Annotated in this window: 24 protein-coding genes; 6 read left to right on the top strand and 18 right to left on the bottom strand. The window is 67.1% G+C overall.

Going from position 1 to position 26,298, the window contains the following annotated elements; all coding sequences use genetic code 11:
• Positions 1-74: 74 nt before the first annotated feature.
• The 3 genes from JNG39_RS15950 to JNG39_RS15960 all read right to left on the bottom strand — a co-directional run bounded on the left by JNG39_RS15950 (position 75) and on the right by JNG39_RS15960 (position 4,559).
• Positions 75-1,652, bottom strand: coding sequence for a hypothetical protein (locus tag JNG39_RS15950; RefSeq protein WP_368312881.1), 1,578 nt, complete (start codon positions 1,650-1,652; stop codon positions 75-77).
• 162 nt (positions 1,653-1,814) lie between these two features.
• Positions 1,815-2,912: an OmpA family protein gene (locus JNG39_RS15955; RefSeq protein WP_368312882.1), complete on the bottom strand. Its 1,098-nt coding sequence runs from the start codon at positions 2,910-2,912 to the stop codon at positions 1,815-1,817.
• Between the two features lie 195 nt (positions 2,913-3,107).
• Entirely contained in the window at positions 3,108-4,559 is a 1,452-nt protein-coding gene (locus JNG39_RS15960) for a bifunctional 2-methylcitrate dehydratase/aconitate hydratase (protein ID WP_368312884.1), read from the bottom strand.
• Between the two features lie 284 nt (positions 4,560-4,843).
• Between JNG39_RS15960 and JNG39_RS15965 the strand changes: the two genes are divergently transcribed.
• Positions 4,844-5,521, top strand: a complete 678-nt coding sequence (locus JNG39_RS15965) for a TerC family protein (RefSeq protein ID WP_368312885.1) — start codon at positions 4,844-4,846, stop codon at positions 5,519-5,521.
• Between the two features lie 177 nt (positions 5,522-5,698).
• Here JNG39_RS15965 and JNG39_RS15970 read toward each other — a convergent pair whose 3' ends face one another.
• The 6 genes from JNG39_RS15970 to JNG39_RS15995 form a co-directional block, all read right to left on the bottom strand.
• On the bottom strand, positions 5,699-6,556 hold the full coding sequence (locus tag JNG39_RS15970; RefSeq protein ID WP_368312886.1) for a hypothetical protein: 858 nt from the start codon (positions 6,554-6,556) through the stop codon (positions 5,699-5,701).
• A 150-nt stretch (positions 6,557-6,706) separates the two neighbouring features.
• Positions 6,707-8,104: an acetate kinase gene (locus JNG39_RS15975; protein WP_368312888.1), complete on the bottom strand. Its 1,398-nt coding sequence runs from the start codon at positions 8,102-8,104 to the stop codon at positions 6,707-6,709.
• A 3-nt stretch (positions 8,105-8,107) separates the two neighbouring features.
• Entirely contained in the window at positions 8,108-8,740 is a 633-nt protein-coding gene (locus JNG39_RS15980; protein ID WP_368312890.1) for a hypothetical protein, read from the bottom strand.
• Entirely contained in the window at positions 8,737-9,426 is a 690-nt protein-coding gene (locus JNG39_RS15985; RefSeq protein WP_368312891.1) for a C39 family peptidase, read from the bottom strand. Before JNG39_RS15985 ends, JNG39_RS15980 begins: the two co-directional genes overlap by 4 nt.
• The gene (locus JNG39_RS15990) at positions 9,423-9,767 is read right to left on the bottom strand and encodes a hypothetical protein (protein ID WP_368312892.1); all 345 of its coding nucleotides are present in this window, start codon (positions 9,765-9,767) and stop codon (positions 9,423-9,425) included. Before JNG39_RS15990 ends, JNG39_RS15985 begins: the two co-directional genes overlap by 4 nt.
• A 95-nt stretch (positions 9,768-9,862) precedes the next feature.
• Positions 9,863-10,783: a hypothetical protein gene (locus JNG39_RS15995; RefSeq protein ID WP_368312894.1), complete on the bottom strand. Its 921-nt coding sequence runs from the start codon at positions 10,781-10,783 to the stop codon at positions 9,863-9,865.
• 281 nt (positions 10,784-11,064) lie between these two features.
• Here JNG39_RS15995 and JNG39_RS16000 point away from each other — a divergent pair, with 281 nt between their 5' ends.
• On the top strand, positions 11,065-13,080 hold the full coding sequence (locus tag JNG39_RS16000) for an FAD-dependent oxidoreductase (protein WP_368312896.1): 2,016 nt from the start codon (positions 11,065-11,067) through the stop codon (positions 13,078-13,080).
• 128 nt (positions 13,081-13,208) lie between these two features.
• Here the strand turns inward: JNG39_RS16000 and prpC are convergent, their stop codons facing one another.
• From prpC to JNG39_RS16020, 4 genes are all read right to left on the bottom strand, one after another.
• Positions 13,209-14,366, bottom strand: coding sequence for a 2-methylcitrate synthase (prpC, locus tag JNG39_RS16005; RefSeq protein ID WP_368312898.1), 1,158 nt, complete (start codon positions 14,364-14,366; stop codon positions 13,209-13,211).
• Positions 14,367-14,379: 13 nt separating this feature from the next.
• A complete protein-coding gene (gene prpB, locus JNG39_RS16010; protein WP_368312899.1) occupies positions 14,380-15,267 on the bottom strand; it encodes a methylisocitrate lyase in 888 nt (295 codons plus the stop codon).
• Between the two features lie 159 nt (positions 15,268-15,426).
• Positions 15,427-17,328, bottom strand: a complete 1,902-nt coding sequence (gene prpE / locus JNG39_RS16015; protein WP_368312901.1) for a propionate--CoA ligase — start codon at positions 17,326-17,328, stop codon at positions 15,427-15,429.
• A 126-nt stretch (positions 17,329-17,454) separates the two neighbouring features.
• Positions 17,455-19,032, bottom strand: a complete 1,578-nt coding sequence (locus JNG39_RS16020; protein ID WP_368313257.1) for an alpha/beta hydrolase — start codon at positions 19,030-19,032, stop codon at positions 17,455-17,457.
• Between the two features lie 114 nt (positions 19,033-19,146).
• Between JNG39_RS16020 and JNG39_RS16025 the strand changes: the two genes are divergently transcribed.
• The 3 genes from JNG39_RS16025 to JNG39_RS16035 are packed head-to-tail and all read left to right on the top strand — an operon-like array spanning position 19,147 to position 21,684.
• Entirely contained in the window at positions 19,147-19,926 is a 780-nt protein-coding gene (locus JNG39_RS16025; protein WP_368312902.1) for a phosphatase PAP2 family protein, read from the top strand.
• A gap of 40 nt (positions 19,927-19,966) precedes the next feature.
• Complete coding sequence (locus tag JNG39_RS16030) at positions 19,967-20,914, top strand: diacylglycerol kinase family protein (RefSeq protein ID WP_368312904.1); 948 nt, start codon at positions 19,967-19,969, stop codon at positions 20,912-20,914.
• Positions 20,911-21,684: a metallophosphoesterase gene (locus tag JNG39_RS16035; protein WP_368312906.1), complete on the top strand. Its 774-nt coding sequence runs from the start codon at positions 20,911-20,913 to the stop codon at positions 21,682-21,684. Before JNG39_RS16030 ends, JNG39_RS16035 begins: the two co-directional genes overlap by 4 nt.
• A gap of 4 nt (positions 21,685-21,688) precedes the next feature.
• Here the strand turns inward: JNG39_RS16035 and JNG39_RS16040 are convergent, their stop codons facing one another.
• Positions 21,689-22,492, bottom strand: coding sequence for an SDR family oxidoreductase (locus JNG39_RS16040; protein WP_368312907.1), 804 nt, complete (start codon positions 22,490-22,492; stop codon positions 21,689-21,691).
• Between the two features lie 110 nt (positions 22,493-22,602).
• Here JNG39_RS16040 and JNG39_RS16045 point away from each other — a divergent pair, with 110 nt between their 5' ends.
• Complete coding sequence (locus tag JNG39_RS16045; protein ID WP_368312909.1) at positions 22,603-23,634, top strand: oxidoreductase; 1,032 nt, start codon at positions 22,603-22,605, stop codon at positions 23,632-23,634.
• A 133-nt stretch (positions 23,635-23,767) separates the two neighbouring features.
• On the opposite strand, the gene JNG39_RS16050 is transcribed toward JNG39_RS16045, so the two are convergent.
• The 4 genes from JNG39_RS16050 to JNG39_RS16065 are packed head-to-tail and all read right to left on the bottom strand — an operon-like array spanning position 23,768 to position 26,186.
• The gene (locus JNG39_RS16050) at positions 23,768-24,616 is read right to left on the bottom strand and encodes a sulfurtransferase (protein WP_368312910.1); all 849 of its coding nucleotides are present in this window, start codon (positions 24,614-24,616) and stop codon (positions 23,768-23,770) included.
• A complete protein-coding gene (locus tag JNG39_RS16055) occupies positions 24,616-25,221 on the bottom strand; it encodes a CoA pyrophosphatase (protein WP_368312911.1) in 606 nt (201 codons plus the stop codon). The genes JNG39_RS16050 and JNG39_RS16055 overlap by 1 nt, the downstream gene beginning before the upstream one ends.
• Positions 25,221-25,406: a DUF1289 domain-containing protein gene (locus JNG39_RS16060; RefSeq protein ID WP_368312912.1), complete on the bottom strand. Its 186-nt coding sequence runs from the start codon at positions 25,404-25,406 to the stop codon at positions 25,221-25,223. Before JNG39_RS16060 ends, JNG39_RS16055 begins: the two co-directional genes overlap by 1 nt.
• Before the next feature lie 60 nt (positions 25,407-25,466).
• Positions 25,467-26,186: an FKBP-type peptidyl-prolyl cis-trans isomerase gene (locus JNG39_RS16065; protein ID WP_368312913.1), complete on the bottom strand. Its 720-nt coding sequence runs from the start codon at positions 26,184-26,186 to the stop codon at positions 25,467-25,469.
• Positions 26,187-26,298: the final 112 nt, after the last annotated feature.

Here is a 26,298-nt window from a genome sequence, read left to right on the forward strand (position 1 = left end):
GAGCTCCGGGGAATGTATCCGGCAAGGGTAGCAGCCTCTCTCACCATCGTCCCTGCGTACGCAGGGATGACGGGTCATTCGCGGCGGGAAGATAACGACAACCCCGCCAACACCACCGCCAACGCCCCGTACGCCGCGACGAACTGCCACACCAGCCCCCGCTGCCCCACGTCCAGCATCCACGGCAGGTACACCGTGCCCACGGGATCCACCGAATGGATGATCCCGAACAGCGTCAGTACGCCGCCCAGGGCTACGATCCCCGCCGCCTTTCGCACGTGCCCGTCGATCATCGCCACGACGAAACTCGCCCAGACCATCGAGGTGATGATGAAACCGTTGCCGAGGATGGCGATCACCGCCATCGCGGACACGCCATGGCTGTCGTCCGCATACAACGCGGCGAAATGCGCCGGGTCGACGATGGACGGATCGCCCAGCTTGATCGCCAGCATGCGCGCGATGGCGGGGAAGAAGCTGAAGACCACCGCGCCGGCATACCGCAGCGGCGTGGCCTCGAAGGCCTGCGTGGTGATGCCGATGGACACGAAGACGAGGATCGGCGCCAGCACCGCCACGGGCAGCAGTTCGACGAGATTGGAGAGATAGCCGAGCACGCCACCCAGGCCGATCACCAGGCCGGTGACCAGCGTATAGCCGGTGCGCGCACCCATCGCCTTGTAGGCAGGCTGTCCGATGTACGGCGTGGTCTGCGCCACGCCGCCGCAGATCCCCGCGACGAGGGTCGCCAAGGCCTCCACCAGCAGGATGTCGCGCGTGGGGTAATCGTCGCCGGCCGCGCGGGCGCTCTCGGTGACGTTGATGCCGCCGACCACCATCAGCAGGCCGAACGGCAGGATCAGCGGCAGGTAGGGCACGGTGGCGGAAAAGCCGTCGACGAAGCCCAGCGTGGGCCACGGGAAGCCGATGCGCCACTGCCATGCGGCGGGCGCGTGATAACCGCTACCCAGCCATCCGATCGGTCCCAACCCGTAATAGAGCAGCACGCCGACGAAAAACGCGCCGAGCACCCCGGGCAGGCCGAAAGGCAATCGACGCTTCGCGACGAGCGCGTAGAGCACGACACCCAGGCCCGCGAAGCCGACCACCGGCACGCGCATGATCTCCACCAGCGGCAGGAAACCCATGAGCACCAACGCGATGCCCGCAATGGACCCCAGCAGGCCCGCACGCGGCACCGACCGTTGCACCCATGCCCCGGCGAACGACAGAACGAACTTGAGCATCCCCATCACCACCAGCGACGCCATGCCCAGGCGCCACGTCGCCTCGCCGGCCGACAGGGCATCCATCCCGGCCTGCCGGTAAGCGGCGAACGCCGGGCCGAGCACCAACAGGGCCATGCCGATGCTGGTCGGGGCATCGAGACCGAGCGGCATGGCGGTGACGTCGTGGCGCCCGGTGCGGTGCGCCAGGCGCCGGGCCATCCACGTATAGGCCAGGTTGCCGAGCAGCACGCCCAGGGCGGTGCCGGGAAACATCCGTCGGAACACGATATCGGCCGGCACGCCGAAGATGCCGACGAGCGCCGTGGCCAGGAAGGCCAGGATCGACAGGTTGTCGACCACGAGGCCGAGCACGCCGTTGAGGTCGCCGCCGGTAAAGCGGCGGCGCGGGAGGGTAGCTGCCATTCGGGAGTCCTTGAACGGACGTCCGTGCGTCCGCGAGCACAGCCTACACTGCCAGAATCCCCTCGCGGACAGGGCCCGCGAATCCTGCGAAGCGTCGAATCACTAAAAAAAAGAGCCCGGCTTTCGCCGGGCTCCTTTCTGTAGCTACCGATGCTGCGCGGCTTACTGCTGAACCTGCAGTTCCGTGCGACGGTTGCGAGCGCGGCCTTCGGCCGTGTCGTTGGTGTCGATCGGGTTGTTCTCACCGTGGCCGATCGGGCCTTCCAGGCGGTCGGCGGTGATGCCGTGCGAGGTCAGGTAGTCGTACACGATCTTGGCGCGACGCTCGGACAGACCCTGGTTGTAGGCATCCTTACCGACGCTGTCGGTGTAGCCGGCAACCGTGACCTTGACCTGCGGGTAGCGCTGCAGGGTGTCGACAGCCTGGTCAAGCACGCCCAGCGACTCGCTGGTCGGCTCCTGCAGGGTCGGGCCGATGTTCGTCTCGCCCTTCTTCGGACGGTCGAACTTGAAGTTGACGCCGCGCAGGTCGATGACGACCTTCTGCGGGCAACCATCCGGACCGACGATCGTGCCGGAAGGCGTACCCGGGCACTTGTCGTCGCAATCGTTCACGCCGTCGCCATCGCTGTCGAGCGTGGAGCAGTCCGGCTGGGCCGGAGCAGCGGCCGGGGCCGGAGCCGGGGCAGCCGGCGGCTCGCCGAAGCGCGACACGATCGAGAAGCCGAGGAACCAGTCGCCGTAGCCATTCTCGCTACGAACGGTCTTGTCGTCCCAGTCGTAGCGGTAGCCGGCTTCCACGCGGAAGTCGGAGCTGTCGGTGATGGTCTTGGACACGCCGACGCCGAGCTCGGCGGCCGGGGACCAGCCGTTGTCCGACGGGTTGTGGTGGTACGAACCCATCACACCGGCCAGCAGGTACGGACGCCAGCTGTCCCACGCACCGGCGTAGAAGCGAGCGGCAACGCCGTAGCTGTTGTTGGCCCAGTGACCGGTGCCGTCGTTATCGCGCTTGGTGCGATCGGCGAAGATGTCGATCGAAGCGTTGTTGGAAATGAACTTACCGAAGCCCAGGCCGTAGTAGACCTGGCGGCTGTTCGTGTTGCGATCGGTGTCGTTGTAGTAACCGCCAACCGTCGGGGCGATGTACCAGCGGCCGTCGTAGCCGTTACCCGCCGTGTCGGCGGATTCCTGCGCGTGAACGGCACCCACGCCGCCCAGGGCCAAACCAATCAGCAAAAACAAGCCCTTACGTTTCATCGGTGTCTCCTCATTATTGGTATTCGCGTCCGCGCTCCACCCCAGACGGAAATCGCGCGTAGAACTCTGTCGAATCCGGGGACTTCGGCCGTCCCTCGCTTTTAAACCCCTTCAACGGGCGGCGGCAGTTTAGCAAAAATCAAACAATTGGGGCACTGCCGCCGAACGTCGTTCATACTTGAGTCACGGCCATTATCAAGCCGTGAAGAGCGTCATGAACTCGTGAATGGGCATGGCATCGAGCTTTTCCGGCACGGACGTCACGGCGAGCACCTTTTCCACGCGCTCGGCGGGCCATTCGGCACGCAGGGCCGACTCGAACTTCTTCAGCAGCACGGGGATGCCCTCGGCGCGGCGCTTGCGGTGGCCGATGGGGAAATCGATGGAGACCTTTTCGGTGCTGGAACCGTCCTTGAAGAACACCTGCACCGAATTGCCGATGTAGCGCTTTTCGGGATCGAAATAATCCTTGGTGAACTGCGGGTTCTCGACGACGGTCATTTTCTCGCGGAGGGCGTCGATGCGCGGATCGGCGGCCACGTCGTCGTTGTAGTCGTCGGCGGTGAGACGGCCGAAAATCAGCGGCACCGCCACCATGTACTGGATGCAGTGGTCACGGTCGGCGTAGTTGGCCAGCGGACCGGTCTTGTCGATGATGCGCACGCCCGCTTCCTGGGTCTCGATGACGATCTTCTCGATCTCGTCGATGCGCGAGCCCACCTGGGCGTGCAGCTGCATGGCGCACTCCACCGCGGTCTGGGCGTGGAACTCGGCCGGGAAGCTGATCTTGAAGAGCACGTTCTCCATCACGTAGCTGCCGAACGGGCGCTCGAACTGGAACGCGTTGCCCTTGAAGGCCACGTCGTAGAAGCCCCACGTCTTGGCCGTCAAGGCCGACGGATAGCCCACCACGTTGCGGTAGACGGCGTTGATGGCGTGGGTGACGGCACGGCGGCAGGCGTCGCCGGCGGCCCAGCTCTTGCGCGGACCGGTGTTCGGCGCGTGGCGGTAGGTGCGCAGGGCGCCGTTGTCGATCCAGCTGTGCGACACGGCCGTGGTGATCTGGTCCTTGTCGCCGCCCAGCATGGCCGTGGTGACCGCCGTGGAGGCCAGGCGCACCAGGATCACGTGGTCCTGGCCGACGCGGTTGAAGCTGTTCTTCAGGGCGTAGCAGCCCTGGATCTCGTGGGCCTTGATCGCGTAGCCCAGCACGTCACGCACGGTCAGGGGCTTGCCGCCTTCCTTTTCCGCCTTGCGCGAGAGGTAGTCGGCCACCGAGAGGATGGCGCCGAGGTTGTCCGACGGATGCCCCCATTCGGCGGCCAGCCAGGTGTCGTTGAAGTCGAGGTAGCGGATCTGGGTACCGATGGCGAAGGCGGCCTGCACCGGATCGAGCTCGTGCGAGGTGAACGGCACGCGGGTGCCGCCGGCCAGCGTGGCGCCCGGCACGACCGGGCCCAGGTGCTTCACGCAGTCGGGAAACTTCATGGCCAGCGCGGAACAGGCCAGCGAGTCCAGGAGCATGTAGCGCGCGGTGTCGTAGGCTTCCTGCGAGTCGATCGCGTAATCGGCCACGTAGTTGGCGATGTCCACCAGCGGCTGGTCCGGATCGGGACGCGTGGCGGAACGGATGTCGTGTGCGCTCATGGACTTCTCGTGAGGGGGTTGGGAAAGCCGCCGATTTTAACCGCTGCCCCCCGGGCCGTCTTGCCGCGCCGCAACTGAAGCACCACAATGCCCGCCACTACAACCCAAAGGGGAGTAGTTCCGCGGGGCGCTGCGCCCCGTGCGCGACGATCGTCAGTACGGACGCCCCACGCGTCCCGGTCGTCGCGGCGGCTTCGCGCCGGGAACGAGACTTTTGCGGTGAACGACGGGCGCGCGTACCCGTCGCTCGCCGCATTCGTTCTCGAAGCGCGCGAAGGATGCCCATGGATTTCCTCACCCCCGAATTCTTCTCCGGCCTGGCCGCCATCATCCTGCTCGACCTCGTGCTGGCCGGCGACAACGCCATCGTGATCGCGCTGGCGGCCCGGAACCTCCCGCGGAATCTCCAGAAGAAAGCCGTGTTCTGGGGCACCTTCGGCGCCATCGCCTTGCGGGTGGCCCTCACCTTCGCGGTGATCTGGCTGCTGAAGCTGCCCGGCCTGATGCTGGCCGGCGGCCTGCTGCTGTTGCCCATCGCCTGGAAGCTGCTCAAGCACGAGGAACACGATCCGAACGTGAGCGCGGCCTCGAGCTTCTGGTCGGCCATCCGGACCATCGTGGTGGCCGATGCCCTGATGGGCCTGGACAACGTGCTGGCGATCGCCGGCGCGGCCAAGGGCCACATGGGCCTGGTGGTGCTGGGACTGGCCATCAGCGTGCCGCTGGTGGTGTGGGGCTCCACCCTCATCCTGCGGCTGATCGAGCGCTTCCCGGTGATCGTCTACATCGGTGCCGGGGCCATCGCCTGGACGGCGGCGAGGATGATCGCTCACGACCACCTGACGGCGCCGTGGTTCGACGCGCGGCCGTGGGCGGCGTGGGTGCTGGACGTGGTGCTGGTGCTGGCGGTGTGTGGCGGGGGCTGGCTGGTGGCGCGGCGTAGGCGCGGCAACGCTTCGTAGGAGGACGGAGGCGCTGGGTTCCTGCTTTCGCAGGAACGACGGGCAGCAAGATTTACCGTTGCTACAAAGTAGCCTCACGTCGTTCCTGCGAAAGCAGGAACCCAGCGTCGCGCGTCCGAGGACGCGGCTGACCCTCCCACGAAAAAAAAGGCCGCCCGAAGGCGGCCTTTCCGGTTATTAGAACCGGAAGCGGACGTAAGCCGCCGGTCCGTTGAGCTTCATGTCCAGGTCGAGATCGTAGTTGCGCTTGTCCTGGTGCAGGCGGATCTTCGTGTACGCATACTCGGCGCCGAAGCCGACGTTCTGCCACGGGAACCACTCCACGCCCAGCGCGGCGTCCCAGATGTGCCCGTTGAGGGTGCCGCCGTTCTTCTTCACGCCGGAGGCGTTGAAGTACATGCGCCACTGGTCGTTGAACGCGTGGCGCCAGCCGATCTGCAGGTTGGGCGCCCATGCGTTCGTGCTGCCCGACGCGCCATCGGTCTCGGTCTGGCCCATCGCCGTGACCGTGCCGTTGATGCCGTAGCGCACCTTGTAATAGGCCGCGCCGATGCCGAGACCGAACACGTCGTCGCCGGTACCGAACCACCACTTGTACGCGGCGCTGCCGAAGGTGAACTTGAGGTTGCCCTTGACGTAGGCATCCGCCGAGATCGGCTGGCCGAGGAAGTTGATCTGCTCGGAAAGGCTCTTCGAGTGCGAGCGATCCACTTCGTAGTAATCGAAGGTAAAGCCCTGGTGCTCGCCGATGAGGAAATCCAGGCGGGCGCGGGGCACGGTCTTGTGCTTCTTGAAGTCGAGATCGTCTTCGAGATTCACGTCGCCGGTGGTGTTGAGGAACCCGGTCTTGGCACCGATGGTCGTGTCGTTGTTGGTGTAGTAGCCACCGACCCAGAGGCTGATGTTGTCCAGCGCCCGTGACTGCGACTTCTTGTTAGAGCTGTCCTGCGCATGTGCCGCGGCACCGAAGACAGCCAGTGATGCAAGGGCCAGACCCGTGGTGACCTTGCCAAAACGATGTGGACGAGTGCGCATGAAAACTCCCTGCTTAAGATTTCGTATCGGTGATGTATCGAACCCCGAGCGAAATCTTAATGAGGGATGATGTGTGCACGATGTGCAGGGGAACCCGCGCGTGTTTCAAACGCGTTCACGGTGCGCTGACAGTGAAAGCCTTGTGAATACCTAAAGTGTGATGGGCAACCTCACCGTGACCGTCGTATCTGGTGTATCGCGCGTCACGCCGACGCCGAGCGTGACGTTCAGTGTTTCCTTCTCGTTGAAGCGATAGGAACCGCCAATGAGCAACGAGCCCAGCGTGGCTCGCGCCGAGCCGGGCAACGGCCTGTCGTTCTGTTTCGTGCGGCCGACGAACGCCTGGTCGTAGCCGATGCTGATGGACGCCTTCTCGTTGAGCGAAAGGCCCATGCCGATGCTGACGTCGGCGATGTCGCCCGCTTTCACGTCGCCGAGGAACTGCTTGCCGGCCAGCAGCACGTTCCGGCTGACGTTCTTGCGTTCGAAGTTATGCAGGTAACTGAAGTTGCCGAAGAACACCACCGGGTCGGACGGGTACAGCCACGTCAGGCCCAGTTGCGCGGAATAGAATCCGGAACCCGTGGGACTGCGCAACGGCAAGCCGGTGCCCGTGAAGTTCTCCACGCAGCGCGTGACGCAATCGCTGGTCACCTCGAACGGATCGCGGCCGGTGCGGGACTTGGCGCGGAACCAGCCCACGTAATAGGGCTTGTCGGCGCCGCCGTCGTTGAGCTGGTAGCGCAACGTGGCCTCGATGTCGCCCAGTCCCTTGCCGCTGGTGGTGAACAGGCTGTCCTGCGCCGTGCCGGTGAAGATCTCGCGGCTGATCGTGTCGGTGTGCACGTCGACGTAGGGCACGCGCACTTCCAGTTCCATGCGGTTGGTGAGGCCGTAGCGGAAAGCCACCGCGCCGGTCTGCGTCGTGGTCTTGACCTGGCGCACGTCGACCAGGCCGATGAGGATGGCGGGAATCACGGTGTAACCCACCAGCGTGACGCGATCGCTCGACGAATAGCCGTACTGGTACGACGGCTCCACGATGAGCTTGCCGCGTGGCGTGAGCACGCCGGGCTGGTCGAAGATAGGCGCGACTTCCGGCGGACGCTCGTCTTGCGCGGGCCGCCTGCCCACCGGCTGAGACGCGGCCACGGGTTGCGCGACGGGCGCCGTCGGCGCGCCGGGCGCGGGCGTCGACGGCGGCGCCTGATCCTGGGGCGGCGCGGACTGCGCACCGGCGACGCCGCCCGGCACGCCGGTCGCCCGCGCGTCGTCGAGCGTCGACAGGCCTACCGCCTTGCGTAATTCGGCGTATTGCTGCTCCTGCGCCGCCAGGTCGCGTTTCATCTGCTCGAGCTCGGCCAGCTGTTCGGCCATGCGCGTGCGCATCGCATCGATCCGCCGCCCCTGCGCCTCGACCTTGTCACGCAACTCCGGACTGACCGGAGCCTCCTGCGCCAGGCACGCGCCGATCCACATCGGCAATACCGCGAGCGACAGCATGCCCACGCGTTTGCTTGCCTGCATCACCCTGCCATTGGGATACATGCGTCAATTCCCCCGAAACTGGATCACCGCGTTCCTTACCGATTCGTCGATGCGCATCCCCTGCAGGAAGCTCGACGTATTGACGGATGCGTCGATCGTGGTGGTGGCCGAGATGGCCTGGTTGTCCAGCGCGTTCTGCAAGACCAGTCCTGGAACGGACGACGCGGGAAGCGTCGCCGTGGTGATGCCGCTCGGGGGCGAGGCGGCCACGGCCTGGCCCGCGGCCGCCGCCTGCGACGCTGTCGATACGGCGTTGACCGTCACCGGTGCCGTGGCGGCCTGCGCCACCGCCGGGGCCTGCACGGCACTCGCGGCGGCATCGCTGACGACCCCACCCGGGCCATTGGTCACCACGGTGGTGCGCAACGCGGCGGCCAATGCGTTGGCCTGGTCGATGCTCATCCTCGCCACGTCGGGAATCTTCACCGAGGTGCGGATCGCTTCCACGCCGTTGACCAGCACGGTGCGTTCCAGGGCGAACGACGCACGCAGGTCGTCGCCCAGGTCGAAGCCGCCACGGATCGTATCCAGCCTCGCATCGGGCAGCGCATGGGCCACGGGAAAGCTCGCGGCGAACGTCGTGCCGCTCGTGGCGCACGCGATGGCCGCGACGATCAGCAATCGTCGAGTGTTCATATGTCCCCCGGTCCGCGCTTGGGCATCACGATGGGGCCGAGGCCGTTGCGTTCGATGCCCTCGGAAATCGGTGCCGCGGGTGCGACCGCCCAGTCGCGCGGACTGTTGAAGATGGCGCGGTCGCGTTCGTTGTGGATGACGAAGACGATGTGGTTCTTCCACATGTCGTCGAAGCGTCGCTTCGACATGGAACGCGTGCCCCGGGCGGGATCGCCGATCAGCACGCGACCGTTCTTGTAGCCCTTCACCACCACGAAATGGTGATAGCCGCGCTCGTCGATCAGCACGATGGCGGGGACACCCTCGTCGCTGAGCTTTTCCAGCGACACCTCGAAACCGTCGGCCTCGAAGCCGCGGGCGGCGAGGAAGCGCTTGATGTCGAGCAGCGAAAACCCTTCGGTATTGATCTTCCGGCGGTCACCGTTCGCGTACATCATGTCGAACGCGGCCTGCTCGTCGACGGGGTACGCGTACTGATAGGTCAACAGGGTGGCCACCGCCGCCGAGCCGCAGCTGAAGTCGTATTTCTGCCGGATGGTGTTGCGGAAACGGGCCTCCTTGAGGCTCGTCATCTTCACCGGATACGACGTGCCGGGGCTGGTCTGCACCTCCGCCCTGTTCGCCAAGGCGCACGGGCTTGCCAGCACCAGCGCCGTCAACGTCACGAGGGCGAGCGGCGACTTCACGGATTCATCCGCAGGTTGACGATCGTGTTGTTCTGGATGAGGACGTTGTTGCCGGAGTTCTGGATCGTGGTCGACAGGCCGGCCGAGTTGCCGAAGGCGTTGTCGCCGACGAAATTGCCTCCGCTGTAGGTGTTGCGCGCGGTGTTGTCGGTCACCGTGCCGTTGCTTTCCTGCGTGGTGATGTTGTTGACGTGGGTATCCGTACCGCCCGTCATGGTCTGCAGCCGATCGACCGGCGTGGCCGCGCCGAACGACGACGAGGGCCGCGCGGCCTGGGCCACGGCCGCCGTCGACACGACGCACAGCATCGACGCGACGAGCGCAGCGTGGGGGGTGTACATCCGCATCGCTATTCTCCTGGAGGTGGGGAGTCCCCTCGGGAAGCACGGAACGCGGCGAGCGCGTCCCGTGCCTTCGTCACTCGACGAGCCTTCGGTTACGGCGCGCCGCCGACGCTCAGGTTGGCCTGGACGTTGACGCTCTGCTGGATCAGCCCGTTCGCGCCGCTGTTCGCCGCGAAGTTGCCGACGCCGGCCAGCGCCGAACCCGCGCTGCCCATGTCGTTGGCCATGCTGAAATCGCCCGTGGCGACCGAGTTGGAGCCGCCGTTGCCGCCGGAGCCACCCGCACCGCCCGAACCCGCGCCGCCCATGCCGTCGCCGCCGCTGGCGCCCGCGCCGCCGGCACCCGACATCGCCGTCGCCGTGCCACCCGCACCGCCCGTCGAGCTTCCGCCCGTGGAGGTCGGCGAGGAGTCGCCGGAGGTCGAGGTCGCGCCCGTGCTGGCCGACGCGCCGCCGGTGCTGGCGGTCGATCCGCCCGTGGCCGAATCGGCACCCGCGCCGCGCGCGTTGGCCCGTCCGCCCGGTCCGGAGGCATTGCCGCCGTCGCCGCTGGTGTCGCCACCCCAGGCCATGGACGCGCCGTAGGCGCCGCCGCTTTCGGTGGACGAGTCGCCGCCCACCGCGCCGCGTGCCGTCGTACGGCCGCTGTTGCCGCCGTCGCCGCCGCTTCCGCCGCGGCCGTTGCCGCCCCAGCCTTCACCGCCGGAACCGCCGCGCGCGCCGTTGGCGCTGCCCAGGTTCACGGCGACGTTGCCGAGGCTGATGGTGTTGTTTCCCGACACGGTGCCGTTCAACGTGCTCGTCGCCACCGCGTTGGTGGTGTTGAACGAGCTGGTGTTGGTGGTCATCGTGGTGTTGGTGTGGGTGGAGCTGTCGTTGAAGCTGTCGGCATAGGCCTGTGACCTGCGCTGTGCCGAGGGACCGGCGCCGCCGGTCTGGGTGTCGTCGGCCATGGCCGGCAGGGCGAATCCGATAGCGAAGCAGATCGCCGTGGCGATGAGGGTCTTGCGCATGGGAGAGTCTCCTGTTCTTGATTCGAAACCGCGGTGTGTTCGAACGCCCGAGTCGCCCTGCCAACGCATCAGGCGAGTGAATCGAGCAAGGAGCGTGCCTTGGGCTCGAAAGGGGCCGAAAACCGCGATGCGCCGCGGTTTTCGGCCCGGCCTACACGCGGCGCTCACGCACGGCGTGTAAATCCGCCGATACATCGCGTTTCGCCCCTGCTGCGCCGGCCCTTGCCCCGGCGGGCGCTTACCCGGATCATTCGAACGGTCGTTTGAACCGGACTTCTTTCGTGGCCTACCCGCACCTGCTCGCTCCGCTCGACCTCGGCTTCACCACCCTGCGCAACCGCGTGCTGATGGGGTCGATGCATACCGGCCTGGAAGACAAGGCCGCCGACTTCGACAAGCTGGCGGCGTTCTACGCCGAGCGGGCCCGTGGCGGCGTCGGCCTGATCGTGACCGGCGGCATCGCGCCCAACCTGCGCGGCTGGCTCAAGCCGATGTCGGGCACCATGTCGATGCCCTGGCACGTCGCACGCCACCGCAAGGTCACGCGTGCCGTGCATGCGGAGGGCGGGACGATCTGCATGCAGATCCTCCACGCGGGCCGCTACGGTTATCACCCGCTCTCGGTGGCGCCATCGCGGATCAAGTCCCCGATCACGCCGTTCACCCCGCGCGCCCTCGGCGCGCGCGGCGTCGAGCGCACCATCGACGCTTTCGTGCGCAGCGCGACCCTGGCCCGCGACGCCGGTTACGACGGCGTGGAGGTCATGGGCTCGGAGGGCTATCTCATCAACCAGTTCCTCACCGCGCGCACCAACCGCCGTGGCGACCGCTGGGGTGGTTCGGCCGAGAACCGCATGCGCTTTCCCGTGGAAATCGTGCGGCGCATGCGCGAGACCGTCGGCCACGACTTCATCATCATCTACCGTCTCTCCATGCTCGACCTCGTGGACGATGCCCAGCCCTGGGACGACATCGTCACCCTGGCGAAGAAGATCGAAGCCGCCGGCGCCACGATCATCAACACCGGCATCGGCTGGCACGAGGCGCGCGTGCCCACCATCGTCACCAGCGTGCCGCGCGGCGCGTTCACCTGGGTGACCCGGCGCATGAAGGGCGAGGTCGGCATCCCGCTGGTCACCACCAACCGCATCAACATGCCCGACGTGGCCGAACGCATCCTTGCCGGCGGCGATGCCGACATGGTGTCGATGGCCCGTCCGCTGCTGGCCGATCCCGAGTGGGTGAACAAGGCCAAGGCCGATACGCCGGCCGCCATCAACACCTGCATCGCCTGCAACCAGGCCTGCCTCGACCACGTGTTCGAGAACCGCCGCGCCACCTGCCTGATGAATCCGCGCGCGTGCTACGAAACGGAGCTGACCATCACCCCCACCATCGCGAAGAAACGCATCGCCGTAGTGGGTGCGGGCCCGGCGGGACTGGCCGCGTCCACCACGCTGGCCGAACGCGGGCATGCGGTGACGCTGTTCGACCGCGCGACCGAGATCGGCGGCCAGTTCAACATGGCCAAGCGCATCCCCGGCAAGGAGGAATTCCACGAGGCGCTGCGCTACTTCCGCCATCGCCTCGATGCCACGGGCGTGGACGTGCGATTGGGTACCGAAGCCACGGCCGACGCCCTCGCGTCGGGCTTCGACACGGTGATCCTCGCCAGTGGCGTGACGCCACGCGGCGTCGCCATCGAGGGTGCCGACCATGCCAAGGTGATCTCATACGTCGACGTGCTTCAGAAAGACGTGGCCGTCGGTCCGCGCGTGGCGATCGTCGGCGCGGGAGGCATCGGCTTCGACGTGGCCGAATTCCTCACCGAGCGCGCGCCCTCCCCCACCACCGACCTCGCCCGCTGGACGAAGGAATGGGGCGTGGACATGAACATGACGGTACCCGGTGGGCTGATGCCCGCGCAGCCGGAGAAACCGGAGCGTCAGGTATGGCTGCTGCAGCGCACGGAGGGCCGCCCCGGCGCGCGGCTGAACAAGACCTCCGGCTGGGTACATCGCGCGACGCTGAAGAACAAGAAGGTCACCATGCTCGGTGGTGTGACCTACCGGCGCGTGGACGACGAGGGGCTGCACTTGGAGATCGACGGCAAGCCACAGGTGCTTCCGGTGGACCACGTGGTGATCTGCGCGGGGCAGGAGCCGAATCGCGACCTGCATGAGGCGTTGGTGGCGAAGGGCGTGGACGTGCGGCTCGTGGGTGGCGCCGACGTGGCGGCGGAGCTGGATGCGAAGCGGGCGATCGATACCGCGACCCGGCTGGCGGCTTCGCTCTGACCGACGGCGTCACCGCTTCGTTGGCTGATCGCCGATGAATCGGCTTCTACGTGAGCGAGGGTCCACGGTGGGTCGCACCCCGCTCATGTAGGAGCCGCTTCAGCGGCGATAGCCAGGTCGCGACACGCTCAGCGCTTCTCGATCGGCGTATACGACTGGTCTTCCGGCCCCGTGTAATTCGCGCTCGGGCGGATGATCTTGCCGTCCTGGCGCTGCTCGATCACGTGCGCGCTCCAGCCCGACGTGCGGGCGATCACGAACAGCGGCGTGAACATCGCCGTCGGCACGCCCATCATGTGGTAGGCCGAGGCCGAGTACCAGTCGAGGTTGGGGAACATCTTCTTCTGTTCCCACATCAGCTTCTCGATCTTCTCCGACACCTCGAACAGGCGCGGGTTGCCGCCTTCGGTGCAGAGCTTGCGCGAGATCTCCTTGATGATCTCGTTGCGCGGATCGGACACGGTGTACACCGGATGGCCGAAGCCGATGATGATTTCCTTGCGCTCCACGCGCGCACGGATGTCGGCTTCCGCCTCGGCCGCGTCGCGGTAGCGCGCGATGATCTCCATCGCCACTTCGTTGGCGCCGCCGTGCTTGGGACCGCGCAGCGCGCCGATGGCGCCGGTGATGCACGAATACATGTCCGAACCGGTACCGGCGATGACGCGGGCGGCGAAGGTGCTGGCGTTGAATTCATGCTCCGCGTAGAGCACCAGCGAACGGTCGAGCGAATGCGAATGCAATTCGCTGGGCTTCTTGCCGTGCAGCAGGTGCAGGAAGTGGCCGGCGATGGACTCGTCGTCGGTTTCGGTCTCGATGCGCTTGCCGTTGTGGCTGTAGTGGTACCAGTACAGCAGCATCGAGCCGAAGCTCGCCATCATGCGGTCGGCGATGTCGCGCGCACCCGTGGCGTTGTGGTCTTCCTTCTCCGGAAGCACGGTGCCGAGCATCGACGCACCGGTACGCAGCACGTCCATCGGGTGCGTGGCGGCGGGCAGCAACTCCAGCGCGCCCTTCACCGGCGCGGGCAGGCCGCGCAGGCGCTTGAGCTTGGCGCGGTAGGCGTTGAGCTCCATCCAGTTGGGCAGCACGCCGTGCACGAGCAGGTAGGCCACTTCTTCGAACGAGCCCTTGGCGGCTAGATCGTGGATGTCGTAACCGCGATAGTGGAGGTCGTTGCCACTGCGGCCGACCGTGCACAACGCGGTGTTGCCGGCGGTCACGCCCGACAGGGCGACCGATTTCTTCGGCTTCGGCCCGGCCGCCTGGGTGGTGGTGTCGCTCATAGGCTTGAACTCCTTAACCCTTCTTGGAGAAAAGAGCGTCGAGGCGACGCTCGTAGTCGTGGTAGCCGATACGGTCGTAGAGCTCCTCGCGCGTCTGCATCGTGTCGATGACGTTGCGCTGGTGACCGTCGCGGCGGATGGCGGTGTAGACGTTCTCGGCGGCCTTGTTCATGGCGCGGAACGCGGACAGCGGATACAGCACGATGCCCACGCCGACGCCGCCGAGTTCTTCGGCGCTGAACAGCGGGGTCTGGCCGAACTCGGTGATATTGGCGAGCACCGGAACGCTCAGCGCGTCGGTGAAGCGCTTGTAGGTGGGCAGGTCGTACGCGGCTTCGGCGAAGATCGCGTCGGCACCGGCGTCCACGCAGGCGATGGCGCGTTCGATGGCGGCGTCGACGCCGTCCACCGCGATGGCGTCGGTGCGGGCGATGAGGAAGAAATCCGGGTCGGTCTTGGCATCGGCCGCAGCCTTGACGCGGTCGGCCATCTCACCGGCGCTGACGATTTCCTTGCCGGGGCGATGGCCGCAGCGCTTGGCCCCCACCTGGTCTTCGATGTGGCACGCGGCGGCACCGAACTTGATGAGACTCTTCACCGTGCGCGCGATGTTGAACGCACTCGGGCCGAAGCCGGTGTCGATGTCCACCATCAGCGGCAGGTCGCACACGTCGGTGATACGGCGCACGTCGGTGAGCACGTCGTCGAGCGTGTTGATGCCCAGGTCGGGAAGGCCCAGCGAACCGGCCGCGACGCCGCCGCCGGAGAGATAGATGGCGCGGAAACCCGCGCGCTTGGCCAGCAGGGCATGGTTGGCGTTGATCGCGCCGATCACCTGCAAGGGCGTCTCGGCCGCCAGCGCGGCGCGGAAACGCGCGCCGGGCGAGGGTTGCTGTGCCATGGAACTCTCCGCGTAAAGGGGAGCATTTTAGCGCGGGGACGTGTTCAAGCCTTGTTGCGGTGCGGCTAAACCGCTCCGTCGGCTTATCGCCGATGAATCGGCTCCTGCCGAGGAAGAGCCAACCCGCACGATGCCATACCGCGCTGGGTAGGAGCCGCTTCAGCGGCGATGGCCGCAATGCGGCCCGCGGTCCAGCGCCGTGCGGATGCCTTCCAGCGCCCCCGGATCGTCCAGCGTCGACAGATCCCCCGGATCGCTTCCCTGCACCAGCGCCTGCAACGAGCGCCGCAACAGCTTGCCGGAGCGGGTCTTGGGCAGGGCCGCCACCACGTACACGCAGGCCGGCCTCGCCAGGCCGCCGAGCAGTTCCACCACCCGGCGCTCCATCGCATGCGCCACGTCCACCGGATGATCGGCGACACCCTGCTTCAGCGTGGCGAAGACCACCGGCACCTGCCCCTTCAGTTCGTCGGCCACGCCGACCACCGCCACCTCGGCGACCGCCCCCAGCGTCGCCACCGATTCCTCGATCTCGCGCGTGCCCAGCCGGTGGCCGGCCACGTTGATGACGTCATCGGTACGCCCGAGGATGAACACGTAGCCGTCGGCGTCGCGTACGGCCCAGTCCAGCGAACTGTACAACAGTTCCTTGAAGTGCCCGAAATAGCTGCGCACGTAGCGCTCGTCATCGCGCCAGATCGTGCTGAGGCAACCCGGCGGCAACGGCGGCTCGATCACCAGCACGCCCTTCTCGCCGGGGGCCTTGTCCTCGCCCGTGGCCTCGTCGATCACGCGCATGCGGTACCCGAACGTGGGAAAGCCGGGCGAGCCGGGCTTCACCGGCTTCAGGTCGAGGCCCGGCATGAGCGACAGCGCGGGCCAGCCGGTTTCGGTCTGCCAGTAATTGTCGATCACCGTCTTGCCCGTGCCCTGGGTGAGCCAGTCGTAAGTGGGCCGGTCCAGCGGCTCGCCCGCGACGAAGATCCACTTCAGGGCGGAGAGGTCGTGCTTTTTCAGCCAGGCCTCGTCCTGCTTCTTCAGGATGCGCACGGCGGTGGGCGAGGAAAACATCGTGCGCGCGCCGTAGGTCTCGCACAGCCGCCACCAGATGCCCGGATCGGGATGGGTGGGCAGGCCTTCGTAGAGGATCGCCGTGCAGCCGCCGATGAGCGGTCCGTAGACGTTGTACGAATGGCCCACCGCCCAGCCCACGTCGGAGGTGCACAGGATGGTCTGGCCCGGCGAGAGGTCGAAGATCGCCGTCATCGACAACGCCAGCGCCACCGCGTAGCCGCCGACGTCGCGCTGCACGCCCTTGGGCCGCCCCGTGGTGCCCGAGGTGTAGAGGAGGTAGCTCGGTTCGTTCGACTCCAGCCACTCGATCGGCACCGTCGCATCGAGGTGGCGTTCGCGCAGCGACGCGTAGTCGACGTCGCGTCCGGGCGTCGTTTTCATGCCGGGATCGAGTCCACGGTCGACGATCAGCACGTGCGGTGGCGGGCAGCGGCTTTCGTCCAGCGCGGCGTCCACCAGCGGCTTGTACGGAATGACTTTTCCGCCGCGCATGCCGGCGTCGGCGCAGACCAGGAGCTTCGGCTCGGCGTCGTCGATACGCAGCGCGAGGTTGTGCGCGGCGAATCCGCCGAACACCACCGAATGGATGGCGCCGATGCGCGCGCAGGCCAGCATGGCGAACACCGCTTCGGCGACGTTGGGCAGGTAGATCACCACGCGATCGCCCTTGCCCACCCCCAGTGCCACGAGCGTGGCGGCGAAGGCGTTCACCTCGCGGTGGAGTTCGCGGTAGCTGATCTCGCGGGTGACGTTCGTCTCGGTCGAGACGGCCACGATGGCGAGCTGGTCGCCGCGCGCCCGGAGGTGGCGGTCGACGGCGTTGTGGCAGAGGTTCGTCGTGCCGCCGACGAACCACCGCCGGAAAGGCGGGTTGGCGTCGTCGAGGATCGTACGAGGCGGCGTATGCCAGTCGATGCGCGCCGCCTGTTCGGCCCAGAAGGCCTCGGGCTCGTCGACCGACCGGCGCCAGGTTTCCTCATAGCCCATCGCGCACCTCCCGTGAATGTCGAAAGGGTATGGCAGCCGACCTGGAACCGCCTTGCCACTTTGGTCGAAGCCGCCGATGGAATCGCTGGGAGAAGGGGTGGGTGCGGACAGGGTCCGCTCGCTCGGTTATTTCCTGCCCTGCCCCGGCCGCGCCACCTCGTACATCTCCCACGCGATCTTCTTCAGCAACGCCTGCCGGTCGTCGCCTTCGAGGTAAAGGTCGAAGTGCGTGCGACCCGGAATGAAGCGGATATCGCTCTTGGCATGCAGGCCATCGAGCGTGTCCTTGAGAAGTTTCGCAGGCCCATCGAGGTAGAAGGTGTCGGCCGTGCCCACGATAAGGTGGATCTTGCCGTCGAGGTCGGGCTTCAGCTCGGGCCAGCGCGTGCGAAGCCGCTGGGCGATGTTGAAGTGATCACGCCAGTAGGTGGCCACGGCCGGATCCACCGCGCCGGTGTCGCGGTTGAACATCGGCTGGGGGCGGCCGTCCTGGCCGCGCGGCGAGAACACCCATTCGAACGAGGCGAGCTGGCCGCCGTAGGGGCCGATGACGCGCTCCATCTTCGCGAAGGTCTCGAAGGTGGCGATGACCTTCCCCTTGTCGCGTACCAGCGGATTCACGGTGCCGTCGGCCTTCTTGTAGGCATTGGCACCGTTCGCGTAGAGATCGATGCCGGTGAAGTCGTGGAAGTCGCTGGGATCGGGCGACGTGGACCAGGTTCCGCCGAACACCTTCGGGTAACGCGTCTGCAGCCACAGCGTGGCCCAGCCGCCGGAGGAATGCCCGTTGAGGAAGCGGCCGTTGGGTTTGCCGTCCATGCGGTAGCGGCCCTCCAGCCAGGGAATGTATTCGGTGGTGAGCGCCTGGCCCCACGGGCCGTTGTTGACCGAGTCGGCGAACTCGTGCGTGCCGGTGGGGCCCGACTCGTCGAGCAGCACCCATATCATCGGCGGCATGTCCTTGTTCTTCATCGCCGACCACACCGTGGCGATGGTGCCCGCGTAACGGTCGAAGCTGCCGCCGAAACCGTGGGTGACGTAGACGGTGGGATAACGCGTCGAGCCCTTCGCGTCGTAACCGGGCGGCGTCACCACCCAGGCGCGGATCGACAGCGGATGGCCGGCGAAGGCGGTGAGCGCGGGGCTCTGCATGATTTCGGCATGCGCATGCTCACGGGCTTCGGGCAGCGCGTCGCGAACCGCCTGCGGCGCCGAGGGCGGCAACTGCCACGGGTCGCGCGCGGGCACCACGTGGTTCAGCTTCAGCGTGGGCAACGCACCGCCCGGCGTCAGCTTCACCGGCACCACGTCGCTCAGCACGTCGCCCTCGTGGCGACCGAGGTAGTTGTAGTCGTGGCCGACATCGAGGACGGCCTGCACGAGGTAATCGCCGGGAGGCAGCGCGGAAAAGCCTTCCGGGAACGCTTCGCCGTCGGTGTCGATGTCCAGCGATTGGCCCGGTGCGATCCAGCTGACGTCGCGCGCGGCGATGGACACGGCCTTCGGCTGGAAGGGGTTGGTATCCACGGCATCCACCTTATTGTCCTTCGCGGCCTTGCGGGCGGCATCGGCCTGCGTGGCGAACAGCAGCAGCCGCCCCGAGGTGGCCTGGATGCCGGTACCGTCGAGCGTCACGCGGACGATGCGATGTGCCAGCGGCGCGTCGTCCGCGTGAAGGCACAAGGGCGCGGCGAGCAAGCCCATCGCGAGGGCGGTGCGGGACAACGAACGCTTCATCGTGGTAACCCCTTCATGGGCCGCGAATGCCGCGGCATGGCAACATCGCCGCATCGTGCCATGAGATGAGGAGCCCGTGTATTGGACGCCGAATGGATCAGTACCCATGCCCTGTCCCTCTGGGCCACGCTGCTCGCCGTGGCGCTGTTGGGCGCGGACCTGGCCTGGCGACGCGCCGTTCGCCGACGCGAGGGCCTGGACCCCGCATCGCGAGGCTTCCTCCGTCCGGCCACGGTGCTGGCGGTGGTCGCCGCGACGTGCCTGCTCGCCACGGCCGTGGCGATCCAGGTGCGCGACCAGAGCGGCCTGACCGTCTTCGACGCCAGCCTTGCCAGCGACCTGCGCGCGAACATGCCCGTGCCCGTGCTTCGGGTCGTGGCGATGGTGACGCGCGCAGGCGATCCCCTGGTGGTAGGCGCCGCCACGCTGCTGGTCTTCGTCGCGCTGCTCGTCCGGCGGCACCATCGCCTGGCCGGCGCCTGGATCACCACCCTCGTGGGTACCGCGCTGATCAACAGCGGCCTGAAAGCCGTTTTCCAGCGCGAACGGCCCCTCCACGACCACGGCTTCGTGGTCGAACACAGCTTCAGCTTTCCCAGCGGGCACGCCTCGGGCTCGATGGTGTTCTACGGCATGCTCGCCTACGTGCTGCTGGTGCTCAGCCCACCGCGCGCGCATCGCGCCATCGTGCTCGCTGCCGTGGCGACGATCACCGTGGTGGGCATCTCGCGGATCCTCCTTCAGGTTCATTACTTCAGCGACGTGCTGGCGGGCTATGCCACCGGGCTGGGCTGGCTCACCCTCTGCGCCGGCAGCGCGGAATACCTCCGCCTGCGCGAAGGGCGCAAGGCGCTGACGTAATTTCATGCGGCCATGACGCCCACGATGGTCTCGTTGCGCCATGCCGAACGACCTGCCCCTCGCCATCGTCATGAACGCCGGATCGGGACGCCGCGACGCGGCGGAAACCCGTGACACCATCCGTACGCTGCTCGACGCGGCGAGGCGGCCCCATCGTTTTTTCCTCATCGAAGAGAACGACGATCCGCTCGACGTGATCAGGGAGGCCACGGCCCATGCCAAGGAGGTGGGCGGGGCCCTGGTTGCCGCGGGCGGCGACGGCACGATCAACGGCGTAGCCGGTGCCGCATGGCGCGAGCAACTGCCACTCGGCGTGCTGCCGCAAGGCACCTTCAACTTCTTCGGCCGCACGCACGGGATTTCGGCCGATACGCACGAAGCCGTGGGCGCCCTGCTCGCGGGCACGCCGCGCAACGTGCAGGCAGGCATGGTCAACGATCGGTTGTTCCTGGTGAACGCGAGCCTGGGGCTTTACCCGCAGGTGCTCGAAGACCGCGAGGCCTGGAAGCAACGCCTCGGTCGCCATCGCATCGTGGCGTTGTGGTCGGGTCTGGCGACGATGCTGCGCGGTTATCGCCCGCTTCGCATCGAGGTCGGCGACGGCGAGCGCACGCGCCAGTTGCGCACGCCCACGCTGTTCGTGGGCAACAACGCGCTGCAACTGGAGAAGATCGGCCTGCCCGAAGCCGCCGACGTGCGGCGCAACGACGGCGCGCTGGCCGGACTCGTGCTTCGTCCCATCGGCCGGCTCACGATGCTGGGCATCATCCTGCGCGGCGCCCTGGGCAGGCTTGGCGACGCGGAGAACGCCGTGAGCTTTCCGTTTCGCGAGATCACGGTGAGCCCGAAACACCATCGCCGGAAAATGAAGGTGGCCGTGGACGGCGAAATCTTCTGGCAGGATCCGCCCATCGTGTTCCGCGCCGCGCCGCGACCCCTGGTGCTCATCTCCTCCGGCGAGCGGCAACCCGGGGAGGACCCGGGTTGAGCGTCGTCGTACAGATTTCCGATACGCATTTCGGTACCGAGCGGCCTGACGTGGTCGATGCCTTGCACGCGGCCATCGGCATGCTGCGACCCGACCTGGTGATTCTCTCGGGCGACGTGACGCAGCGTGCCCGGCGCGCGCAGTTCGATGCGGCACGCCGGTTCATCGACGGCTACGCCAGGCCGACGTTGGCCGTTCCCGGAAACCACGACGTTCCCCTTTTCAACCTGCTGGCCCGCGCCGTCGATCCGTTCGGTGGATACCGGCGCGTATTCGGTCGCGACCTGGAGCCGGTGCACGACGCCGGCGACCTGCTCGTGATCGGCGTCAATACCGTGCGCGCGACGCGACACAAGAATGGCGAAGTCTCGCCCGCGCAGATCGACCGTGTATCGAAACGCCTTCGGCAGGCACGCGATACGCAGTTGCGCATCGTCGTGACCCACCAGCCGGTGCACGTGATCCGCGAGAAGGACGTCGCCAACCTGCTGATCAACCATGAAGCGGCCGTGGACGCATGGAGCGCCGCCGGCGCCGACCTCGTGCTCGGCGGCCACATCCACCTGCCCTACGTGCGCCAGCTACGCGAAGGCACGTGGTCGGTGCAGGCGGGTACGGCCCTGTCCCATCGCATTCGCGACGGGATCAGCAATTCGTTCCACGTGATGCGGCACGAGGCGGCGCAGGTGGAAGTGGAACAATGGAACTATGCGGAAGGGGAAAAGGCGTTTCGCGCGGGTTCGCAGACGTTGATTCCGCTGCTTCGTTGAACCATCACACGTAACGCATCCGCCGCGCCATGCCGCCGTCGACGGTAAAGTTCTCTCCCGTGATGAACCCCGCCTGCGACGACAGCAGGAACACCGCCAAGGCGCCGATGTCCGGTGGGAGGCCGACGCGCCCCACCGGGTGCTGCGCATGATCGGCCGCCGACAGCTTCGGTTTTTTACGCTGCGAGGGTTTCTTCCACTCGTCCACCACGATCCACCCCGGATTGATCGCGTTGACCCGCACCGGGCCCGCGCTGACCGCCAGCGCATGCGTGAACGCGACGATCCCGCCCTTGCTCGCGGCGTAGGCTTCCGTGTTCGGTTCTGACTGGTGCGCTCGGGACGACGACACGTTCACGATGGCGCCGTTGGCCTTCTTCAACTCGGGCAACGCGTGCTTGGAGCAGAGAAACGTGCCGCCGAGATTGGTGTCGATACGGCGTTTCCATTCCGCCCAGTCGAGATCCTCCAGCGGTCCGTTCTCCGGCCCGGCGATGCCCGCGTTGTTCACCAGCCCGTCGATGCGGCCGAAGCGGCGCCGGGCCGCCGCCACGAAGCGCCTGACGCTGGCTTCCTTCGACACGTCGAGCACGGCGAACGACGCGCGGTCGCCCACGTCCCATTCGTCGAGGCAGGCCTTGCCGGCTTCGGCATCGAGATCGCCGATCGCCACGCTGCCGCCAGCCGCGAGCACCGCCTCGGCGATGCCCCTGCCGATGCCCTGCGCCCCGCCGGTCACCAGGACCACCTTGCCAGGCCATTCGCTCGCGATGGACGGGACGGGGGACGCGTTCTTCGGGGCAACCATGTCGTAGTCCTCGATGGAGACGGAAAGCCCGATCCTAAAAGCCCGAACCTAAACGAAACGCTCAGGCGGTCCGCGCTAGGCTTGACGCCATGTCCACTCGTGGAGCCACCATGCAACCGATATCCACCGGCCTCATCGGCTACGGCACGGCGGGCGCGTTCTTCCATGCGCCCCTCATCGCCGCCTCGGGCGGTCTTCACCTGGCGTCCATCGGCAGCCGTCGCCGCGAGGACATCCAGCGCGACTTTCCCGAAGCGAGGGCCTACGACGATCCCCGCGACCTGATCGCCGATCCGTCGATCGAGCTGGTGGTGATCGCCACGCCGAACGAAAGCCATGCCAGCCTGGCGCGCGCCGCGCTCGAGGCGGGCAAGCACGTGGTGGTCGACAAGCCTTTCACGCTCGAGGCTGCCGAGGCCGAGGCGCTGATCGCGCTGGCCGAGCGCAAGGGCCGCAAGCTCTCGGTGTTCCAGAACCGTCGCTGGGACAACGATTTCCTCACCGTGCGGCGCCTGGTGGACGACGGCCGCCTCGGCGAGGTGGCCTATTACGAGGCGCATTTCGACCGGTTCCGTCCCGAGATCAAGCAGGGCTGGCGCGAGACCGACGCCGCGGGTGCCGGGCTGCTCTACGACCTCGGCGCGCACCTGATCGACCAGGCGCTCGTGCTGTTCGGCCTGCCTCGTGCCATCACGGCCGACCTCGCGCGACAGCGGGCCGCGGCACGCGCCGACGATTATTTCCATCTCGTGCTCGACTACGGGCGCCGCCGTGCGGTGTTGCACGCCTCGGTACTCGTGCGCGATCCCGGACCGCGCTATCTCGTGCATGGCGACGGCGGAAGCTTCGTCAAGTACGGCATCGATGGGCAGGAGGCCGCCTTGCGCGAAGGTCGGCGCCCCGGTGGCGAAGGCTGGGGTGAGGACGATCCCGCGTCGTTCGGTCGCTTTACCGACGTGGACGGCAGCGTGAGCACCATCGATACCTTGCCAGGCAGGTATACGGCGTTTTACGAGGGCATGGCCGCGGCGATCCGCGACGATGCACCGGTGCCGGTGAACCCGCGCGAGGCGCGCGACGTGATCCGGGTGATCGAGGCGGCGCAGGTATCGGCGCGCGAAAGGCGCACGGTGCCGCTGTAACGCCATTCGCCGATACGATCGGCTCCCACTCTTTCAGTAGAGACGCTCTACCAGGGACCCCTAGGGCGCGATTCGAACGGCCTGCAGCAGGGGTGGGAGCCGATCGTATCGGCGAACCCGGACTGCGAACGCGTCAGTGACCCGTCGCCACCGGCCGCGAGCGATCGCTCACCCACCCCGACCACGACGGCGCATACAACCGCGATCCGCAAAGCCCCGCGTACTCCATCGCCAGCAGGTTATGCGCCGCGGTCACGCCCGAACCGCACATATGCACGGTCGTGTCCGGCGGATGCGAACCGATCGCCTTCTCGAACTGACGACGCAGTTCTTCGGGCGCACGGAAGCATCCGTCCTTCAGGTTCTCGGCGAACGGGCGGTTGCGCGCGCCCGGCACGTGCCCCGCCACCGGATCGAGCGGCTCGACCTCCCCGCGATAACGCTCTCCCGCACGCGCATCGAGAAGCACGATGCGCTTGTCCTGGAGCCCCTGTGCAAGCGCTTCGGCCGACACCGTGCCTGCGGCGTCGAAACACGCCCGCACGGAGGTCGGCGCGCGCTCGGGCACCTTCGATTCCACCGGGTTGCCCGCCTTCAGCCATGCCTGCCAGCCACCGTCGAGCACGGCCACGTTGTCCAATCCCGCCAGGCGTGCCAGCCACCAGAAACGCGCGGCGGCGAGCGCACCACCGGCGGCATCGTAGGCCACCACCTGAAGCTCACGGCGAAAACCGATGCGCGAGAGAAACGCTTCGAACGCGGCGCGTTCGGGCAGCGGATGCCGTCCACGCCCGTTCGACGGCGTGGCCATGTCGGAAAGGTCGCGATCCAGGTCCGCGCGTACCGCGCCGGGCACATGGCCCTCGGCATACTCGCGGTCGCCCTTGCCCGGATCGGCGAGATCGAATCGGCAATCGACGAAAAGCACCTGCGACGCGGGAAGCGTCGCGGCGGTATCCACATCGATGACAGTGCGTGACATCAGCATGATCGACCCATCCGCTTGATGAGGTTGAGCAGGATGGCCGCCGTCACGCCCCAGATGCGATAACCCGCGTGGAGGAACTCGACCATGTCGCGGCGATGGCCGCGGAAATCCATCGTATACCGGCGCAGGTTCGCCGGTTCCAGGAAAAAACCGAACGGCACTTCGAACACCTCGGCCACCTCCCCGGGATCGGGCTTGAGCACGGCGTCGGCGGCCACGCGCGCCACCACGGGCGTCACCGAGTAGCCGCTGATCGTCTCGAACGCTTCGAGATAGCCCAGCGGCGTGACGAAGCCGGCGTCGAGACCGATTTCCTCGTGGCTTTCGCGCAGGGCGGTGGCGACGGCATCGTGATCGTGCGGCTCCACGCGGCCGCCGGGAAAGGCGACCTGGCCGGCATGCTGCTGGAGGGTATCGGTGCGCAGGGTGAGCACGACGTTCTGCTCACGGTCGTCGCGAATGCCGATGAGCACCGCGGCGCGACGACGCGGCCCGTCGCCGATCAGCTCGGCCATGTCGTCGTGGTTCCAGCCGCGCGGCCCCGGCGGCGCTTCCAGCGGCAGCAGGGCACCGTGCAGGCGGGCAAGCATCTCGTCCATCAGCCGGCCTGCCGGTTCGGCAGCACTTCGTCCATGATCCACAGCTTCTGGGTGTCGTCGAGCCGCGACCAGCCGGCGATCTCGTCGAGCGTGCGCAGGCAACCCTCGCACAGGCCGCGTGCGCCGATGCGGCACACCCCCGTGCAGGGCGTAAGGGGAAGCTGAGAGGAAGAGGCGGTGACCATACCGCCCATCATTCTAGCGCGCCGGCGACCCGGCCGCTGACCGGTCGATCGCCGGCGGGCCTAGCGGACATCCATCAGTTCGATGTCGAACACCAGCGCCTCGTTGGGCCCGATGCGCGGCAGCTCGCCACGCTCGCCGTAGGCCAGGGCCGGCGGAATCACCACCTTCCACTTGTCGCCCACGTGCATCCGCGGGATGACGTCCTGCCAACCCGGAATGACCCGGTTGACGGTGAAGGTGACCGGCTTGCCGTGGGCGTAGGAGCTGTCGAATTCCGTGCCGTCGATGAGCGCGCCGCGATAGTTCACCACCACGGTGCTGGTGAGCTGCGCCTGCGCGCCGTTGCCCTTGCTGATCACGGCGTACTGGATGCCCGAGGGCAACGTCACCACGCCCGGGCGCGTGCGGTTGCTCGCGAGGAAATCGGCGCTGCGCTTGGCGTTGGCGGCGGCGACGCGACGGAATTCCACCATCGAATCGCGCTGCACCTTCGCGTCGAAGTTGACCAGCTGCTGCTGCATGGTGTCGATGGGCACGCCGGGCGGCCGCTTCGCATAACCGTCCTGGAGGGCCTTCACGAGTACGGCAATGTCGACGTCCGGCTGCGCGCTGTTGGCGAACTGCGTACCGATCTGATAGCCGATGGCGTACGAGAGCTTGGCCTTGTCGATGGCCGGTGCGCCGGACACCGGCGCGCCGGGCGCCGACTGCGCATGCGCCAGCGCGCTGCCCAGGCAGAGCGACGCGGCGACGATGGCGAGGTAACGCGAGCGTGACATCCCGTTCTCCGTGGATCCGGACGTTCTGGCGTGGCTGAGGATAGTCCATCCGCCTCTCGCCCGCCCAATGGCCTTCAGACGCCACCAAGGGGGTAAAGGTTCCCCTGCTACC

Source organism: Luteibacter sp. CQ10, from assembly GCF_040900725.1.
In the GTDB taxonomy this organism is placed as follows: Bacteria; Pseudomonadota; Gammaproteobacteria; order Xanthomonadales; family Rhodanobacteraceae; genus Luteibacter.

Excerpts from the sequence above, each read along its gene's own strand:
- JNG39_RS16060 (WP_368312912.1), bottom strand. The coding sequence starts at position 25,406 with ATGGTCACCGCCTCTTCCTCTCAGCTTCCCCTTACGCCCTGCACGGGG.
- JNG39_RS16020 (WP_368313257.1), bottom strand. The coding sequence starts at position 19,032 with ATGGGCTTGCTCGCCGCGCCCTTGTGCCTTCACGCGGACGACGCGCCG.
- JNG39_RS16065 (WP_368312913.1), bottom strand. The coding sequence starts at position 26,186 with ATGTCACGCTCGCGTTACCTCGCCATCGTCGCCGCGTCGCTCTGCCTG.
- JNG39_RS15965 (WP_368312885.1), top strand. The coding sequence starts at position 4,844 with ATGGATTTCCTCACCCCCGAATTCTTCTCCGGCCTGGCCGCCATCATC.
- prpC (WP_368312898.1), bottom strand. The coding sequence starts at position 14,366 with ATGAGCGACACCACCACCCAGGCGGCCGGGCCGAAGCCGAAGAAATCG.
- JNG39_RS15990 (WP_368312892.1), bottom strand. The coding sequence starts at position 9,767 with ATGTACACCCCCCACGCTGCGCTCGTCGCGTCGATGCTGTGCGTCGTG.
- JNG39_RS15960 (WP_368312884.1), bottom strand. The coding sequence starts at position 4,559 with ATGAGCGCACACGACATCCGTTCCGCCACGCGTCCCGATCCGGACCAG.
- prpB (WP_368312899.1), bottom strand. The coding sequence starts at position 15,267 with ATGGCACAGCAACCCTCGCCCGGCGCGCGTTTCCGCGCCGCGCTGGCG.
- JNG39_RS15955 (WP_368312882.1), bottom strand. The coding sequence starts at position 2,912 with ATGAAACGTAAGGGCTTGTTTTTGCTGATTGGTTTGGCCCTGGGCGGC.
- JNG39_RS15995 (WP_368312894.1), bottom strand. The coding sequence starts at position 10,783 with ATGCGCAAGACCCTCATCGCCACGGCGATCTGCTTCGCTATCGGATTC.
- JNG39_RS16045 (WP_368312909.1), top strand. The coding sequence starts at position 22,603 with ATGCAACCGATATCCACCGGCCTCATCGGCTACGGCACGGCGGGCGCG.
- JNG39_RS16030 (WP_368312904.1), top strand. The coding sequence starts at position 19,967 with ATGCCGAACGACCTGCCCCTCGCCATCGTCATGAACGCCGGATCGGGA.
- JNG39_RS15975 (WP_368312888.1), bottom strand. The coding sequence starts at position 8,104 with ATGTATCCCAATGGCAGGGTGATGCAGGCAAGCAAACGCGTGGGCATG.
- JNG39_RS16050 (WP_368312910.1), bottom strand. The coding sequence starts at position 24,616 with ATGTCACGCACTGTCATCGATGTGGATACCGCCGCGACGCTTCCCGCG.
- JNG39_RS15970 (WP_368312886.1), bottom strand. The coding sequence starts at position 6,556 with ATGCGCACTCGTCCACATCGTTTTGGCAAGGTCACCACGGGTCTGGCC.
- prpE (WP_368312901.1), bottom strand. The coding sequence starts at position 17,328 with ATGGGCTATGAGGAAACCTGGCGCCGGTCGGTCGACGAGCCCGAGGCC.
- JNG39_RS16055 (WP_368312911.1), bottom strand. The coding sequence starts at position 25,221 with ATGGACGAGATGCTTGCCCGCCTGCACGGTGCCCTGCTGCCGCTGGAA.
- JNG39_RS16040 (WP_368312907.1), bottom strand. The coding sequence starts at position 22,492 with ATGGTTGCCCCGAAGAACGCGTCCCCCGTCCCGTCCATCGCGAGCGAA.
- JNG39_RS15980 (WP_368312890.1), bottom strand. The coding sequence starts at position 8,740 with ATGAACACTCGACGATTGCTGATCGTCGCGGCCATCGCGTGCGCCACG.
- JNG39_RS15950 (WP_368312881.1), bottom strand. The coding sequence starts at position 1,652 with ATGGCAGCTACCCTCCCGCGCCGCCGCTTTACCGGCGGCGACCTCAAC.